13 protein-coding genes are annotated in these 15,084 nt (G+C 43.9%); 12 read left to right on the forward strand and 1 reads right to left on the reverse strand.

The window, feature by feature from the left end; all coding sequences use genetic code 11:
• Positions 1-78: 78 nt before the first annotated feature.
• From E5329_RS09070 to E5329_RS09085, 4 genes are all read left to right on the forward strand, one after another.
• Positions 79-1,737 (forward strand): glycoside hydrolase family 13 protein, encoded by a 1,659-nt coding sequence (locus tag E5329_RS09070; protein ID WP_275443136.1) that lies wholly within the window; start codon positions 79-81, stop codon positions 1,735-1,737.
• 5 nt (positions 1,738-1,742) lie between these two features.
• Positions 1,743-3,689 carry a sucrose-specific PTS transporter subunit IIBC gene (locus E5329_RS09075; protein WP_135989251.1) on the forward strand — a complete coding sequence of 649 codons (1,947 nt, stop codon included), beginning with the start codon at positions 1,743-1,745 and terminating at the stop codon, positions 3,687-3,689.
• Positions 3,689-4,525, forward strand: coding sequence for an HAD family hydrolase (locus tag E5329_RS09080; protein ID WP_135989252.1), 837 nt, complete (start codon positions 3,689-3,691; stop codon positions 4,523-4,525). The genes E5329_RS09075 and E5329_RS09080 overlap by 1 nt, the downstream gene beginning before the upstream one ends.
• Before the next feature lie 165 nt (positions 4,526-4,690).
• The gene (locus E5329_RS09085; protein WP_135989253.1) at positions 4,691-5,686 is read left to right on the forward strand and encodes a glycoside hydrolase family 5 protein; all 996 of its coding nucleotides are present in this window, start codon (positions 4,691-4,693) and stop codon (positions 5,684-5,686) included.
• A gap of 31 nt (positions 5,687-5,717) precedes the next feature.
• Here E5329_RS09085 and E5329_RS09090 read toward each other — a convergent pair whose 3' ends face one another.
• On the reverse strand, positions 5,718-7,301 hold the full coding sequence (locus tag E5329_RS09090; RefSeq protein ID WP_135989254.1) for a fused MFS/spermidine synthase: 1,584 nt from the start codon (positions 7,299-7,301) through the stop codon (positions 5,718-5,720).
• A gap of 378 nt (positions 7,302-7,679) precedes the next feature.
• Here E5329_RS09090 and E5329_RS09095 point away from each other — a divergent pair, with 378 nt between their 5' ends.
• From E5329_RS09095 to mraZ, 8 genes are all read left to right on the forward strand, one after another.
• Entirely contained in the window at positions 7,680-8,186 is a 507-nt protein-coding gene (locus E5329_RS09095) for an SEC-C metal-binding domain-containing protein (protein WP_135989255.1), read from the forward strand.
• 549 nt (positions 8,187-8,735) lie between these two features.
• On the forward strand, positions 8,736-9,038 hold the full coding sequence (locus E5329_RS09100; protein ID WP_135989256.1) for a hypothetical protein: 303 nt from the start codon (positions 8,736-8,738) through the stop codon (positions 9,036-9,038).
• 27 nt (positions 9,039-9,065) lie between these two features.
• The gene (gene thrS / locus E5329_RS09105; protein WP_135989257.1) at positions 9,066-11,036 is read left to right on the forward strand and encodes a threonine--tRNA ligase; all 1,971 of its coding nucleotides are present in this window, start codon (positions 9,066-9,068) and stop codon (positions 11,034-11,036) included.
• A 199-nt stretch (positions 11,037-11,235) separates the two neighbouring features.
• Positions 11,236-11,553, forward strand: coding sequence for a DUF1540 domain-containing protein (locus E5329_RS09110; protein ID WP_135989258.1), 318 nt, complete (start codon positions 11,236-11,238; stop codon positions 11,551-11,553).
• A 268-nt stretch (positions 11,554-11,821) separates the two neighbouring features.
• Positions 11,822-12,424: a zinc dependent phospholipase C family protein gene (locus E5329_RS09115; protein WP_135989259.1), complete on the forward strand. Its 603-nt coding sequence runs from the start codon at positions 11,822-11,824 to the stop codon at positions 12,422-12,424.
• A 125-nt stretch (positions 12,425-12,549) separates the two neighbouring features.
• On the forward strand, positions 12,550-12,723 hold the full coding sequence (locus E5329_RS09120) for a Spo0E family sporulation regulatory protein-aspartic acid phosphatase (protein WP_135989260.1): 174 nt from the start codon (positions 12,550-12,552) through the stop codon (positions 12,721-12,723).
• A gap of 236 nt (positions 12,724-12,959) precedes the next feature.
• Positions 12,960-14,318, forward strand: coding sequence for a methyl-accepting chemotaxis protein (locus E5329_RS09125; RefSeq protein ID WP_135989261.1), 1,359 nt, complete (start codon positions 12,960-12,962; stop codon positions 14,316-14,318).
• Positions 14,319-14,648: 330 nt separating this feature from the next.
• A complete protein-coding gene (gene mraZ / locus E5329_RS09130; protein ID WP_135989262.1) occupies positions 14,649-15,080 on the forward strand; it encodes a division/cell wall cluster transcriptional repressor MraZ in 432 nt (143 codons plus the stop codon).
• Positions 15,081-15,084: the final 4 nt, after the last annotated feature.

Raw genomic sequence — 15,084 nt, forward strand, 5'->3', positions numbered from 1 at the left:
AAATTATGCAAGTAATCAGGACTCCTTTACAGTATACTAAAAACACCGAAGAAAAACAAGAAGCGAGGTTTAAGAAAAATGGTGAAAGAAAAATGGTGGAAAAGGAGTGTCGTATACCAGATATATCCACGAAGCTTCTGTGACGGCAATGGTGACGGAATCGGCGATATTAACGGTATTCGCTCAAAATTGTGGTATTTGAAGAAACTGGGAATTGATGTAATCTGGCTCAGCCCGGTCTATGGTTCCCCGAATGCGGACAATGGTTATGATATCTCTGATTATTATGGAATATCACCGGAGTACGGTACAATGGATGAGATGAAGGCTCTGATCCGGGAATGTGAAAATTGTGGTATTAGAATCATGATGGATCTTGTTGTGAACCATACCTCTGATGAACATCCGTGGTTTATGGAGGCGAAAAAATCAAAGAATAACCCATACAGGAATTATTATATCTGGAGAAAGGGCGAAGCGGGTTCACCGCCCAATGGGCTGGAATCCTGTTTTGGAGGCAGTGCATGGGAATATTCGGAAGAAACAGGGGAGTATTATCTGCACTTCTATCATAAAAAGCAGCCGGATCTGAACTGGGAGAATGAGGCAATGCGAAAAGAAATCTGGAAAATGATGAATTTCTGGATTGATATGGGCATCGGCGGTTTCCGGATGGATGTGATTGATGTCATTGGAAAAATCCCGGATCAGGGAATTAAGGAAAACGGGCCGAAACTTCACGAATATCTCCAGGAAATGAACAGGGAGACATTTGGGGATAAGAATTTGATGACGGTAGGGGAATGCTGGGGAGCAGATATTGAGAATGGAAGTTTATATTCTGATCCGGAGCGGAAGGAACTGGATATGATTTTTCAGTTTGAACAGATGCTGACGGATCAGGTTCCGGGGAAACAGAAATGGGATTTGAAGCTTCTTGAATTGAAACAGTTAAAGCAGGCTTTTGCAAAATGGCAGAAAGCATTGGAGGGGAAAGGATGGAACAGCCTTTTCTGGAACAGCCATGACCTTCCGAGAATCGTTTCCAGGTGGGGAAATGACAAAGAGTACCGGGTGGAATCGGCAAAGATGCTGGCGACTGTGCTCCATGGAATGAAAGGGACGCCTTATATTTATCAGGGAGAAGAAATAGGGATGACGAACTATCCGTTTTCAGGTATTGAGGATTTTATGGATGTGGAGTCTGTCAATATGTATCAGGAACGAAAGCAAATTGGGTATTCAGAGGAAGAAATTATGGAATCCCTTTGTGCAAAATCAAGGGATAATGCAAGAACTCCCATGCAGTGGAACAGCGGCCCCCAGGCAGGATTTACAAAAGGGACGCCCTGGTGCAGGGTAAATCCCAATTATACAGAAATTAATGCGGAAGAGGCGTTAAAGGATTCGGATTCCATATTCTATTATTATCAGAAATTAATCAGTCTCCGAAAAGAAGAACCTATATTAATCTATGGAACTTTTGAGCTGCTGTGTCCGGAGGATGAACAAGTTTTTGCGTATATGAGGGAATGGATGGGAAAGAAATGGCTGGTAGTATGTAATTTCTATGGGAAGCCAGCAGAATTTGACTATCCTGGGAGGGGCAGAGTTATCCTGTCGAATTATAGACAGGATAGCGTAACTCAGCTGGAACAGATGAAATTGCGTCCATATGAAGCAGCCATTTATGAAATGATAGAATCAGGAAATCATATAATCCAAAGGAGGGACTAAGAATTATGACAAAGGAAGAACGTTATCAGGCGTCTGCCGAAGAGCTTTTAAGGTTGGTGGGCGGAAGAGAAAATATTATCAGCGCCGCTCACTGCGCAACCAGGCTCAGGCTGGTGTTGAAAGATGAGGAAAAGGCAGATGTGGATGGAATTCTGAAGGTGGATCTGGTGAAAGGCCAGTTTGCCAACGGAGGCCAATTCCAGATTATTATTGGCAGCGGCACCGTAAATGAAGTTTATAAACGATTCATTGAAACAGGAGGGATCGCAGAAGCAACGAAAAGCGAAGTGAAGCAGGCGGCGGTGCAGAAGATGAATCCGCTGCAGCGGCTTGTAAAGACGTTGTCTGACGTATTTGTACCGCTGATACCGGCATTGGTTGCCAGCGGTTTGATGATGGGATTAAATAATGTGCTTACGGCAAACGGGCTGTTTGTTCCGGGTCAGTCTTTGGTAGAAGCATATCCGGCGCTTTCCGATATTGCTGCTATGATCAATACATTTGCCAGTGCTGCGTATGCCTTTTTGCCCATCCTAATCGGGTTTTCTGCCACAAAAATGTTTGGGGGCAATCCGTATCTGGGGGCAGTGATCGGCATGATTATGGTTTCGGGAGATTTACTGAATGCTTATGCCTACGGCACTGCTGTAACAGAAGGGACAATCCCGGTATGGAACATTTTGGGGATTACAATAGAAAAGGTAGGATATCAGGGAACCGTTCTTCCGGTTCTGGCTGCTTCTTATATTCTTTCGTTTGTAGAGAAAAAGCTGCATAAGTATATTCCGGAGATTCTGGATAATCTTTTGACGCCGCTTCTTACGGTTATGATTACTGGCTTTGTTACTTTTACAGTTGTAGGCGGGATTATGAGGACGGCAGGCGATATGCTGACAAACAGCTTTGTGTGGATGCATGATACATTAGGAATTGTAGGCGGTATGGTTTTGGGCTTTTTATATTCTCCCCTTACTATGACGGGTATGCATCACAGCCTGCTTCCAGTAGATATCCAGATGGTAGCGGCAGGCGGCTCCTTCCTGCTTGCGATTGCGTCCTGTAATAATGTGGCTCAGGGCGGCGCAACACTCTGTGCCATGCTTCGGACAAAGGATAAAAAATTAAAGAGCGTTGCGGCGACTTCAGGTGTATCTGCTATGCTGGGTATTACAGAGCCTGCGATGTTTGGAGTTAACCTGAAACTGAAATATCCGTTTTATGGCGCTATGGTTGGATCCGCTCTTGGAGGCGGGTATGTAACGATGACCAATGTTTTGAATACAGCTCCCGGAACGGCAGGAGTTGTGGGGTTTGTCTGTGTGCCTGCATCTAGTATGCTGAACTTTTTGATTGGTGCGCTAATTTCTATTGCGGCAGGATTTATCTTTACATATATCATGTCAAACATGAAAAAGTTTAATAAAGAACTGGAGAAAAAAGAAGTTTCTGCAGAAGAAAAAGCAGATACGTCTATGGGTGTTTTTCCGGCAGCAGAAAAGAATGTAATCTGCAGTCCGCTGACAGGAACAGCAATTCCAATGAGCGAAGTGCCGGATGATACCTTTGCCGCAGAAGTATTAGGAAAGGGAATGGCAGTAATTCCCTCGGAGGGTAAAGTGACAGCGCCTTGTGCGGGTGAGATTTCCACGCTGTTTGATACGAAGCATGCCATTGGCCTTACAACGGAAGAAGGGGCAGAGTTGTTAATTCATGTGGGTGTGAATACGGTAGAGCTTGAGGGGAAGTATTATGAGGCCCATGTGGCACAGGGCGATCAGGTAAAACCAGGACAGCTGCTTCTTACATTTGATATTCAGAAAATTCAGGAAGCAGGTTATCCTGTGACCACTCCGGTGATCATTGCCAACACGGACGATTACAAAAGCGTGGAAGGTCTAAAGTCCGGTGAGGTTCACTGTATGGAGCCTCTCATCAAATTGGAGGAAGCATAATGACAGATAAAAAGATTGTGTTTTTAGATATCGACGGGACATTTACGGTCCCGTTGGAAAAACCAACAGAACTTGCGTCAAGGGCAGTGCAGGAAGCAAGAAAAAATGGACACAGGGTTTTGATCAGCACAGGACGTAATATGGCCATTGTAAGTGAAGATGTTCTGGAAGTAGGGTTTGACGGTGTGGTTGCCAGCGCAGGAAGACATATAGAAATTGATGGGAAAGTGATCCGTGACAGTGTGCTTTCGGAAGAAACCATTCAGAAATGCCTGGAAGTTTTTCATAAATTCGGAATCTACTGCCGCATAGAAAGCCCGGAGGGAATTTATATTGACAATAGCCTTCAGGAAATCCTTACGAGCGCAACGGCAGATTTGTCTAATTCAGAGTTGATCCGGATGAAGAAGGAACTGGCTTCTGACGTTGGGGTAAAGCCGTATACGGAATATCCTCGCAAGGGAGCGTATAAGCTGGGCTTTATCTGTACAGACCTGGCAGAACTTGAGAAAACAAAACCGTATCTGGAGCAAGAGTTTCATTATGTGGTGCATCCCTATGCAAAAGATGCGGACTGCTATAATGGCGAGATTATACGGCGGGATATGGATAAAGGCGAGGCCATGGAACGCGTCTGTGAATACTATGGGGCAGATCTGGCAGATACGGTTGCTTTTGGCGACAGTATGAATGATCAGCAGATGCTGGAATATGCAGGGATTGCCGTTGCCATGGGGAATTCCTGCCAGGACTTAAAAGACAGTGCAGATGTTGTCTGTGAGAGTGTTGAGGAAGATGGAGTTTATTTTGAATTGAAAAGAATGAATTTGATATAGGGAGAGGAAACATCATGCAGATATCATCGAGGTGTCTGCCTGCATAAAAAATGATCCATAACAGAAAATTTCAGGATGAAAGAAAAGGAATTTTATGTTATACTGACTGCAAGGCAGCATATTTGAGGAGATGGCGTGCAGCACATCTGCCGGAAAGGAAAGAATATGAGAAAAAAGAAAAATCTGATTCGTTTTATTTGCATACTTGCAGCAGTGTGTTCCATGACTATGGGAACCTTGCCAGTCTTTGGGGCCAAGCTTCCGGCTCTGAAGGCAGAGGGCACCCGTCTGGTCAATGAGAAAGGGAAAACCGTCCGGCTGAAAGGGGTCAGTACCCATGGACTTTCCTGGTATCCTCAGTATGTGAACCAGAAGGCGTTTACCTATATGAAGAAAAATTGGAAAATCAATACCGTGCGCCTGGCTCTTTATACCAGTGAATATAACGGTTACTGCACCGGGGACAAGGCAAATCGCAGGGCGCTGGAAAAGAAAATCGATCAGGGCGTAAAATATGCCGTAAAGGCAGGATTGTATGTGATCATTGACTGGCATATTTTAAGCGACGGCAATCCCCGGACCTATGAAAAAGAATCTCTTGCATTTTTTAAGAAAATGGCTTCCAAATATAAGAAATATACCAATGTGATTTATGAAATCTGCAATGAGCCAAATGGAGGCGTTTCCTGGGATACCATCAAGTCTTATGCCGAAAAGGTGATAAAGGCAATCCGTGCCAGAGATAAAAACGCCCTGATTCTCATTGGAACGCCCAACTGGTCCCAGGATGTGGAGCTTGCGGCTCAAGACCCAATCAAAGGATATAAAAATCTGATGTATACCCTGCATTTCTATGCGGGAACTCATGGGGAATACTTAAGGGAGAAAGCGCAGACGGCATTGGATCAGGGACTGCCCCTGTTTGTGTCGGAATTTGGAATCTCAGACGCTTCCGGCAGCGGGACGCTGAACAAAACAGAAGGCAGCCGCTGGATGAAGTTTTTAAAAAAGAATAAAATAAGCTATATTGGATGGAATCTTTCCAATAAATCAGAAAGCTCTGCATTACTGAAAGATTCCTGCAGCAAAACCTCCGGCTGGAAATCCAAAGATTTGACTCCCTGGGGAAAGTGGCTGCTAAAGCAGCTGAACATGGAATAGCGGTGAAAGGATTCGATTAGGAAGAGAGGGCTTATGGGAAAAATTCTTCCAGGTACAGATCCCGGTAATAATCCAGCTCCTCTGCAATAATTTCATCCAAGACCCGCATTCCCAGAAGCTCCACCGGGGCTTTGTCATCGGTCAGAATCAAATCCCCGGATTCCCTTAAGGATAACTGTCCGGAAACGGTTTCCATCATATCAGAAAGAGCCGGATCAGAAAGAGCGTTTCTCCTGGAATCAAAGGCTTCCATCGCTTCAGAATTCTGGAAGGCAAACACCTCGCAGTTGGTTCCGCCGTTTACCGGGGCAGTATAAACATATTCAAAAACGGTTCCCATCGTATCACAGAGATAATCATTGATGGAATTTTCAGAACCGGATTTCATATTCATATTTACCACCATAACGCCGCCGGGATTCAGATGCCCTGCCACTTCCGTGAAAAATTCCTTTGAGGACATCTGAAAGGGGATGGTGATATCCTGATAAGCGTCTACCATAATTACATCATAGGTTTTGTCAGAGGCTGCCAGGTAAGAGCGGCCGTCATAGATAGAGACTTGTACAGAATCCGGCAGTTCAAAATATTCCGTTGCAAGATCTGCAATTTTTTCATCTATTTCCACCCCCTCAATGGAACATCCCGGAAAATATTCGCTGCAGTATTTGGCAAAGGTTCCGGTGCCCAGGCCCAGAATCAGAATATCTCCGGGCTTATCCTTTGTGATTCCAGCCATCAGAGGCGCAGCCAGCGCATAATCATAATACATTCCAGTAAGGCGGGCGTCTTTCATCAGAATGGACTGCACGCCGAAGAGTACGTTTGTAGACAGAATAACAGAGGAATCCGTTTCTTTTACCTGCAAATAATTATAGATGGATTCATCTTCCAGCGTAATATCCTTTTCCCAAAAGGCAAAACTATAGGAAGAAGAGGTCAGCCCCAGCGCAAGAATCAGCAGGGCAGTCAGCCCGCATTTTACCATTTTTTTGCGCAGAGAGAAAAAATATATCATACTGATACAGGCCAGCACGCCGGAAAATATCAGAAAAGTCACTGCCGTTCCCACGGAAGGGATCGTTACGAAGGTGGGCAGAAAGGTTCCGATAATACTTCCGATAGTATTTAAAGCTCCCAGCTCCCCTACGGTCTTTCCATTGTTGTCAAGGCTGCTTACAGCATATTTCACCAGCGAGGGAGTGACAGTCCCAAGGAGCGCGCATGGGAAAGCAAATACAGCCAAACAGGCAAAAAGCGCAGCCCACACCAGAAAGTTTTTGGTGATAAACACTGCAAGAAACAGCGAGATTCCGCCGATCAGATACCTTCCTGCAAAGGGGATCAGTGCAATCCAGACAGCGGCAAGGAGGAGTCTTGCGTACAGCATGTCCGGGGAGGGTGATTTGTCTGCCAGACGGCCGCCCCACACATTTCCAAGAGCCATGGCAATCATAATAACGCCGATAATTACAGTCCACACAATCTGAGAGGAACTGAAGTAAGGGGCCATCAGCCGGCTTGCGCCCAGTTCCACTGCCATGACAGACATGCCTGAGAAAAATTCCGTCACATACAGAAAGTATTTGTTGTTTAAAATGTTTTTGTCTTTCATAAGTTACCACCTTTTATTTTTGATTTTATTCCTATTCTAACACAGACATTAGAAAAAAAGTAAAATTTTTAAAATTTTTGAATAAAGAGAGAAAATCCGTTCATACTATTATCATCCGAAAGGGACAAAGCCCCCACTTGTCCTGCTCGGTGAAGCAAAATGCTTTGAACCAAAGATAAGGTTAAATACTTATCCTCCCCTTTTTAAAAATCCCCTGTCTGCATTTGCAGGCGGGGGATTTTGTAAAGTCTCTGTCCATTTCCCGGCCTGAGAGAAGGCTTTTTGGTTTTTCATAAAAAACCCTTTGAAAAACTGGAGAAAATGAGTTATACTAGTAAGGCCTGTATAAAAATGCGCAGTGGAAGGATGGTATTTAAAATGGCGTTATTAGAACAATGGAAAGAAATTGCATACAATCAGGAAACAAATAAAGGGGATCTCCAGAAGTTCTGGCAGAGATATTTTCTCTTGGAAAAGGGAGTGTACGAGCAGCTGTTAGAAGAGCCGGATCAGGCAGTGGAAGGCACGGTAAAAGAGCTGGCGGAAAAATATCAATTGTCCATTATGGATATGACAGGATTTTTAGACGGCATTAACGACAGCCTGATTACTCCTAATCCCATTGAAGAAATGGAAGAGGATACTCATGTTAGCCTGGCGTTTGACAAGGAAAAATTATACAAGAACATGGTGGACGCCAAGGCGGACTGGCTCTATGAGCTGCCCCAGTGGGAGAAGATATATGATGAAGAAACCAGGCACAGACTGTATCTGGAACAGAAGAAGTCCGGCACAATCATCAAGGAAGATAAGGTATATCCCAACGATCCATGTCCTTGCGGCAGTGGGAAAAAGTACAAAAAATGCTGCGGAAGGAACAAATAGACCTTTACAGACAAGGGAAAATGGATTATAGTATAGGAAGCAGAATTTCCGGACAGAAGCGAGTGTAAGTTTTTTGGCGCTGCAGTCTGAGGATAACTGCAGGTTATGAAGAAACAAAAGCGTTGATAGGAAGAGTAAGCTGTGAAATGCCGGGTTTTCTTATTTTAAATATTGCGTATCTATAAGAAAACAGGCAGAGAGAACCGTCGAAGAACGAGATTTGTTCAAAGGCTCTGTGAATCCGCAGAATGGAAGTCAGCAAGAGCCGTTCAAGGCAAGATTCGTTCGGGCGCTGGAAACGGTTTGGCAGGAAACAGCCCAAGACCACCCTGGAGCGGCCAAGGCCCGGTGACTCCGTTATCGTCAGAATGAGAGGTTTTGTTTTATTTGTTATACATAAAACAGAACAAGCAGGGTGGAACCGCGTTTGATACGTCCCATGCAGTACAGTTGATGTTGTAGTGCATGGGATTTTTATTTCACAGAAAAAGCACTGCCAGGCGCAATTGTCTAAGCTGGCATTGCGCTGCTGATTAGAAAGGAGAAATAATGATGTGCAAATTGAAAGAATGGACCAAAACGTTAACGGATGTTGTGGCAATGACAAAGAAAGAATATGTTCTGACTATTGCTACCAGCTTATTAGGGGGAATTGTCATAGGCTTTGTGTTTGCCCCTAAACGAACCAGGCATACTACCATTGGTTCCCATAACGGCAGTGATAATAACAATAATGGGAAGGAAAATGGGAATGAATATCCAGATGATTTCTATGAGAACTGGGAAGATGCCGATGAAATGGAAAATATGGAAGATTTTGAAGATATGGAAGAAGAACTTTCTTTTCATTAGAAAAAAGACAGAAAGAGGAGCGTAAAAATGAAAATTACATTAAAAGACGGTTCCGTAAAGGAATACAGCGAAGCAAAAAGTATCTATGACATTGCATTGGATATCAGCGAAGGTCTGGCCCGCATGGCCTGTGCAGGGGAAGTAGATGGACAGGTGATGGATTTGCGGACTGTAATTGACAAAGACTGCGGGCTGAATCTTCTCACCCAGAAAGATCCAGAGGGAATCCGCACGGTTCGCCATACTTGTTCCCATGTGCTTGCAGAGGCGGTAAAACGGCTGTTTCCCAATGCAAAGCTGGCAATCGGTCCCTCCATTGACGAAGGGTTTTACTATGATTTTGAGGCGGAACCATTTTCCAGAGAAGATCTGGACAAACTGGAAAAAGAGATGAAGAAAATCATAAAAGAAGGAAACCGGCTGGAGAGATTCACCCTTCCCCGGGCCGAAGCCATTCAGCTAATGAAAGACAGAGAAGAACCCTATAAGGTGGAATTGATTGAAGATTTGCCGGAGGATGCAGAAATCTCTTTTTATAAACAGGGAGAAGGATTTACCGATCTCTGTGCAGGTCCGCATTTGATGAGCACAAAGCCCGTTAAGGCCTTTAAGCTGATTTCTTCCTCCATGGCTTACTGGCGGGGAGATTCCAACAAAGCTCAGCTTCAGAGAATCTACGGTACGGCTTTTGCCGCAAAAGATGAACTGAATGCTTACCTGGAGCATTTAGAGGATATTAAGAAACGGGATCACAATAAGCTGGGACGGGAGATGAAGCTGTTTACCACTGTGGATGTGATTGGACAGGGACTTCCCCTGCTCATGCCCAGGGGAGCCAAAATTATCCAGACCATGCAGCGGTGGATTGAAGACTTAGAGGATAATGAATGGGGTTATATCCGCACCAAAACTCCTCTGATGGCAAAATCTGATCTGTATAAGATTTCCGGCCACTGGGATCACTATATTGACGGCATGTTTGTGCTGGGAGATGAGGAAAAAGATAAAGAAGTGCTGGCATTGCGTCCCATGACTTGCCCTTTCCAGTATTATGTATACAAGGCAGAGCAGCATTCTTACCGAGATCTGCCTTTGCGTTACGGAGAAACTTCCACCCTGTTTAGAAATGAGGATTCCGGAGAAATGCATGGACTGACCCGTGTCCGCCAGTTTACCATTTCGGAAGGCCATCTGATTGTCCGCCCGGATCAGATGGTAGAAGAGTTCAAAAAATGTATTGCGCTGGCCAAATACTGCCTGTCTACCCTGGGCGTGGAAGAGGATGTTACCTATCATCTTTCCAAGTGGGACCCAGAGAACCGGGAAAAATATATCGGCGAACCAGAGGTCTGGGAAGAAACCCAGCAGCATATGCGGGAAATTATGGATGAACTGGAAATCAATTACACAGAGGATGTGGGAGAAGCAGCCTTTTACGGGCCTAAAATTGATATTAATGCCAAAAATGTTTATGGAAAAGAAGATACCATGATTACCATTCAGTGGGATGCGCTGCTGGCGGAACAGTTTGATATGTACTATATCGATCAAAACGGAGATAAAGTGCGGCCCTATATTATCCATAGAACATCCATGGGCTGTTATGAGAGAACGCTGGCATGGCTGATTGAGAAATATGCCGGCAAGTTCCCCACCTGGCTGTGTCCAGAGCAAGTCAGAGTGCTGCCGATTTCCGATAAATATGAAGCTTATGCAGCGGAAGTCGAAAAAGAACTGAAGGCCAACGGAATCCTCTGCACCACAGATAACCGTTCGGAAAAAATTGGTTACAAAATCAGAGAGAGCCGGCTGGAAAAGGTTCCTTACATGCTGGTTGTGGGTCAGCAGGAGGAAGCAGAACAGACAGTTTCCGTCAGAAGCCGGTTTGCAGGAGATGAGGGCGTGAAGCCTTTAAGTGATTTTATCAGTCAGATCTGCAAGGAAATCTGTACAAAGGAAATCCGCAAAGAGGAAATGACGGAAGAGTCTAAAAAGTAATTTTCCCAGGGCGTTTAGCGGAAAGAAGCGGTAAAAAGGTTCAAAAGCAAACTCTTCAGAGTCTATAGCATAAACATTGAAAAGCTGAAGTCTTAAGTATAATTCATTTTAAATTTTCAAATACTAGTACAGCGGATATTGAGCGGAAAGAAGCGAGACATCCGCTGTATGATTGTTGTGGTAAGAAAGGAGATATAAAATGACACAGTTAAAATGTTCAGCAAGAAACTGTATGTACAACGATGAGCAGCTTTGCTCCAAAGGGGATATTACCATCGGAGGCCATGATGCTTCCAAATCCAATGAAACCTGCTGTGAAAGTTTTCGGGAGAGAACGGGAAGCATGACGAACTCTGTGGGACATGCAAGTAAGGAAGTCAGCGTAAAATGCCAGGCAACCAACTGTGATTTTAATGATAACTGCAGATGCAGCGCAAATGAAATTGGTATTGCAGGAAGCAATGCATGCAGCTGCGGAGAAACAGAATGCGCAAGCTTCGACTGCCACTGTAAATAGACAATGGATTATTCCGGCAGCTGTGACTGTCACAGAGGATACAGTCAAAATTGGAAAAATATGTAATTCTATAAGAACAGTTTGTGAATTTATAAAAAATACTTGTAATATTTGAAAACAGGAAGTAGAATGGAACTGTAGCGTTTAAACAGTATTCTTCTTCCTGTTTTTGTTGGATATAAAAGTTTCTTTACAGACAAAATCTGTAAAGAGTATAGGCTTGAGCGTATATAATCAGGAAGAGGCACAGTGCATATGGAGGATAACAGTGAGAAAGAAATCTCATATATCATTGGCAAAATACATTGTAGACAGTTTAGAAGAGCAGGAGCTGCAGAAGCATAAAAAGGCATTTTATTTAGGCAGTATCCTTCCAGACTGCAAGCCTTCCTTTATTACAGTGAAGCATGAAATGGAAGGGACGTTCCCTAAGGTACAGCGGGAATTAGAGGAGCTTGTGCAACGTCAGAGAAACTCTCAGATTAATATGCGGGTGTTTTACCGGAATCTGGGAGAAGTCATTCATTACATAGCAGATTATTTTACATTTCCCCATAATCCTCACTATCCTGGCAATCTGAAGGATCACTGTATCTATGAGGAACAATTAAAGCGGGGACTAAAGGAATATATTGCCAGCGGTGAGGCGGAAAGAAACAGTCAGTGGATTCGCTTTTCGGTGACAAATCTTAACAGTACGACAGATATTTGCAATTTTATACGGAAAGCACACGAAACTTATGTTAAATTGAAGAATTCTGTCGAAGATGATTGTCGACATATTGTGACATTGTGTCATCAGGTGGTAGTGGCGGTAATCCGGCTGATTAAGCGGGATACAGCCCCTGAGATCACAGCGGCGGCAAGTTAGGAAAATGATAAAATGTCGAATAAAAGCATTTTATGTCGAAATGTCCTGTAAAAAAATGGCGATTTTCGTTTGCTTTTTTTCTCCAAAGATAATACAATATATGCGAGGGGAAAAAGGAGCATAAGATGAACATGTCAGAGCTGGTGAGAGAGATTGAAATTAAACGACAGGCATTGGATGTGGAAGCAGGGAAGGCCATCTGGACGCCAGAGTGTTATCAGATGAGTATCCAGTTGGATAAACTGATTGAAACTTACATGCAATGCAAAGAGGAAGTTCAGCTGCTGAGCTGCAGCTGAATTAAGCAACAAACAGAAAAAGGGAAGGGGCGGATAGCTCCTTCCCCAGGGGGAAGGAAGCAGAGTTGAGAGACGATGAGAAATCAGATTGCAAGCGAGTCTCAACTCTGTCTTTCTGTTATAAAATATTAAAAAAATTGAAAAAAATATTGACATATGACGAAATATGATAAAGAATATAAAGTGAATACCATCTTAAAGAAATGTAAGATTATTTAAGAAAAAGAGGGCATGATATGGGACTTGGAAAAACAAAGAGACTGGTGAAATCAATTTCAGAGCTGAGGGATGATAATTATGCAGGGGAACCGGAGTTAAGTGATATCTACCGGCGTTTAGTACATAACAGGGATCAGTTTGCAGAGATTCTTGAGAAAAATATCAAGGCAGTGATGCAGATTAGTTCCCTGGACTTAACGGTGCAGCATGAAACAGATAAGATTCTTGAGATATCCCATAATGTGGCGAAGGCTACAGAGGTTATTTTTGGAGCCGGCGGGGATCATTCAGAAGTGGAAGGCAACAATTCCCTGGAACAGCTGACCAACACGATCATCAGGGTGTCAGAAGAGACAGAAGAGGTCTATCAGAAGATTGAGAAAGGGCAGGAAGAGCTTACCTCTATTCGGGATCTTTCGGATCAGGCCATCGAAGTATCCAAAGAGATGCGGAAGGATATGGATGAACTGCTGGATGTGATTAATAATATGAATGAGGTAATTTCAGGAATAGAGTCTATTTCCATGCAGACCAATCTTCTTGCATTGAACGCCTCTATAGAGGCTGCAAGGGCAGGAAGAGCAGGCCGGGGATTTGCTGTAGTGGCAGATGAAATCCGTGCTTTAGCAGAGCAGACTCAGAAATTAACCGGAGATATGGGAGAATTTGTGGAAGGAATTCGGGGAGCCTCCCAGAAGAGTGCCGGAAGCACCACGAATACGATAGAAGCGCTTGGAACTATGACCGGAAAGATTGGGAACGTATGGGAATTGAATGATGAGAATCAACGGCATGTGTCGAAGGTCAGCGAATCTGTTACTTCGCTTGCGGCAGTCAGTGAGGAAATCAGCAGCACTATGGCCGAGATGGAGAATCAGCTGAGGAACAGTACAGATTTTATGCGTGAGATCGGAAACGAGCTGATGAAGGCTACAGAGCCGGTGGTGGATATTGAGGAAACCCTGGATTCTGCAGTCAAACTGATGGGAAAGATGTCCAATGACAGCTTTTTACAGATGAAAAATGCAGAATTCTGCAAATATATGCAGAATGCCATTGGCGCCCATCGGAGCTGGATTAATAATTTGGAGAAAATGGTAAAGGAACGGGTGATTGTGCCTCTTCAGCTGGATTCTTCCAAGTGCGGATTCGGACATTTTTATTATTCCTTTACGCCGGAGATACCGGGAGTCCGGGAAATATGGGATGGATTGGCGGAGAAGCATCAGAAGTTCCATGCCTTTGGTTCCGATGCGATCAATGCATTGTTTAATGATGATTATGGCAAGGCAGAACAGGTATGCCGGGCGGCAGAAGAATATTCCAGAGAATTGATTGCAGACATGGAGAAAATCATTCGTCTTGCAGAAGGTTAAAAGCAGAAAACCGCTTTACGGCAGGTTATTTGTCGTCAAAAGCCGAACAAAGAAAGAAAGTGAGCATTCACTTTCTTTCTTTTTTGTGCAAAATGTCTTAAAAAACACTGATTTCAGAAAATTTGACAGAAATCTGGCAAATAGGAGGGAAAATTTGCCTTTTTGGATTTCACAAATTTACTATTGCTTTTTTGTCTGTGATAAGCTAGAATGTAATAAAAGTGGAGAGAAGTGGTGAAAAAGGGTGATAAGTGGTGAGAAAGTGGATAATAATGTTGGCAGTGCCCACAGAATAAACCGCCACATCCTTTCTGACAGAAGGTGATGTCTATGTTCATGGGTGAATACAATCACACAGTTGATACAAAAGGCAGACTGATAGTTCCGTCCAAATTCAGGGAATTGTTGGGAGATGAATTTGTTGTGACAAAGGGACTGGATGGATGCTTATTCGTGTATTCTGGTGATGAGTGGAAGCTTATGGAAACCAAATTCAGAGAAGTATCACAATTCTCCAAAGAAGCCCGGAAGTTTGCAAGATTTTTCTTTGCAGGTGCAGCAACCTGTGAAGTGGACAAACAGGGGCGTGTACTGTTGCCGGCAACCCTCAGGGAATTTGCCGGGATTGAGAAAGAGGTTGTCTTGGCAGGCGTGGTGAACCACATAGAAATCTGGAGCAAAGACAGATGGCAGGATACTAATGAATATGATGATGTGGAGGAAATCGCAGAACATATGGCAAGCCTGGGACTTTCGATTTAATGCA

Origin of the sequence: Petralouisia muris, from assembly GCF_004793545.1 — a bacterium.
Classification (GTDB): domain Bacteria; phylum Bacillota; class Clostridia; order Lachnospirales; family Lachnospiraceae; genus Petralouisia; species Petralouisia muris.

What these genes read in the sequence shown, in the direction of transcription:
- E5329_RS09070 (WP_275443136.1), top strand. Translation starts at nt 79, where the DNA reads ATGGTGAAAGAAAAATGGTGGAAAAGGAGTGTCGTATACCAGATATAT.
- E5329_RS09075 (WP_135989251.1), top strand. Translation starts at nt 1,743, where the DNA reads ATGACAAAGGAAGAACGTTATCAGGCGTCTGCCGAAGAGCTTTTAAGG.
- E5329_RS09080 (WP_135989252.1), top strand. Translation starts at nt 3,689, where the DNA reads ATGACAGATAAAAAGATTGTGTTTTTAGATATCGACGGGACATTTACG.
- E5329_RS09085 (WP_135989253.1), top strand. Translation starts at nt 4,691, where the DNA reads ATGAGAAAAAAGAAAAATCTGATTCGTTTTATTTGCATACTTGCAGCA.
- E5329_RS09090 (WP_135989254.1), bottom strand. Translation starts at nt 7,301, where the DNA reads ATGAAAGACAAAAACATTTTAAACAACAAATACTTTCTGTATGTGACG.
- E5329_RS09095 (WP_135989255.1), top strand. Translation starts at nt 7,680, where the DNA reads ATGGCGTTATTAGAACAATGGAAAGAAATTGCATACAATCAGGAAACA.
- E5329_RS09100 (WP_135989256.1), top strand. Translation starts at nt 8,736, where the DNA reads ATGATGTGCAAATTGAAAGAATGGACCAAAACGTTAACGGATGTTGTG.
- thrS (WP_135989257.1), top strand. Translation starts at nt 9,066, where the DNA reads ATGAAAATTACATTAAAAGACGGTTCCGTAAAGGAATACAGCGAAGCA.
- E5329_RS09110 (WP_135989258.1), top strand. Translation starts at nt 11,236, where the DNA reads ATGACACAGTTAAAATGTTCAGCAAGAAACTGTATGTACAACGATGAG.
- E5329_RS09120 (WP_135989260.1), top strand. Translation starts at nt 12,550, where the DNA reads ATGAACATGTCAGAGCTGGTGAGAGAGATTGAAATTAAACGACAGGCA.
- E5329_RS09125 (WP_135989261.1), top strand. Translation starts at nt 12,960, where the DNA reads ATGGGACTTGGAAAAACAAAGAGACTGGTGAAATCAATTTCAGAGCTG.
- mraZ (WP_135989262.1), top strand. Translation starts at nt 14,649, where the DNA reads ATGTTCATGGGTGAATACAATCACACAGTTGATACAAAAGGCAGACTG.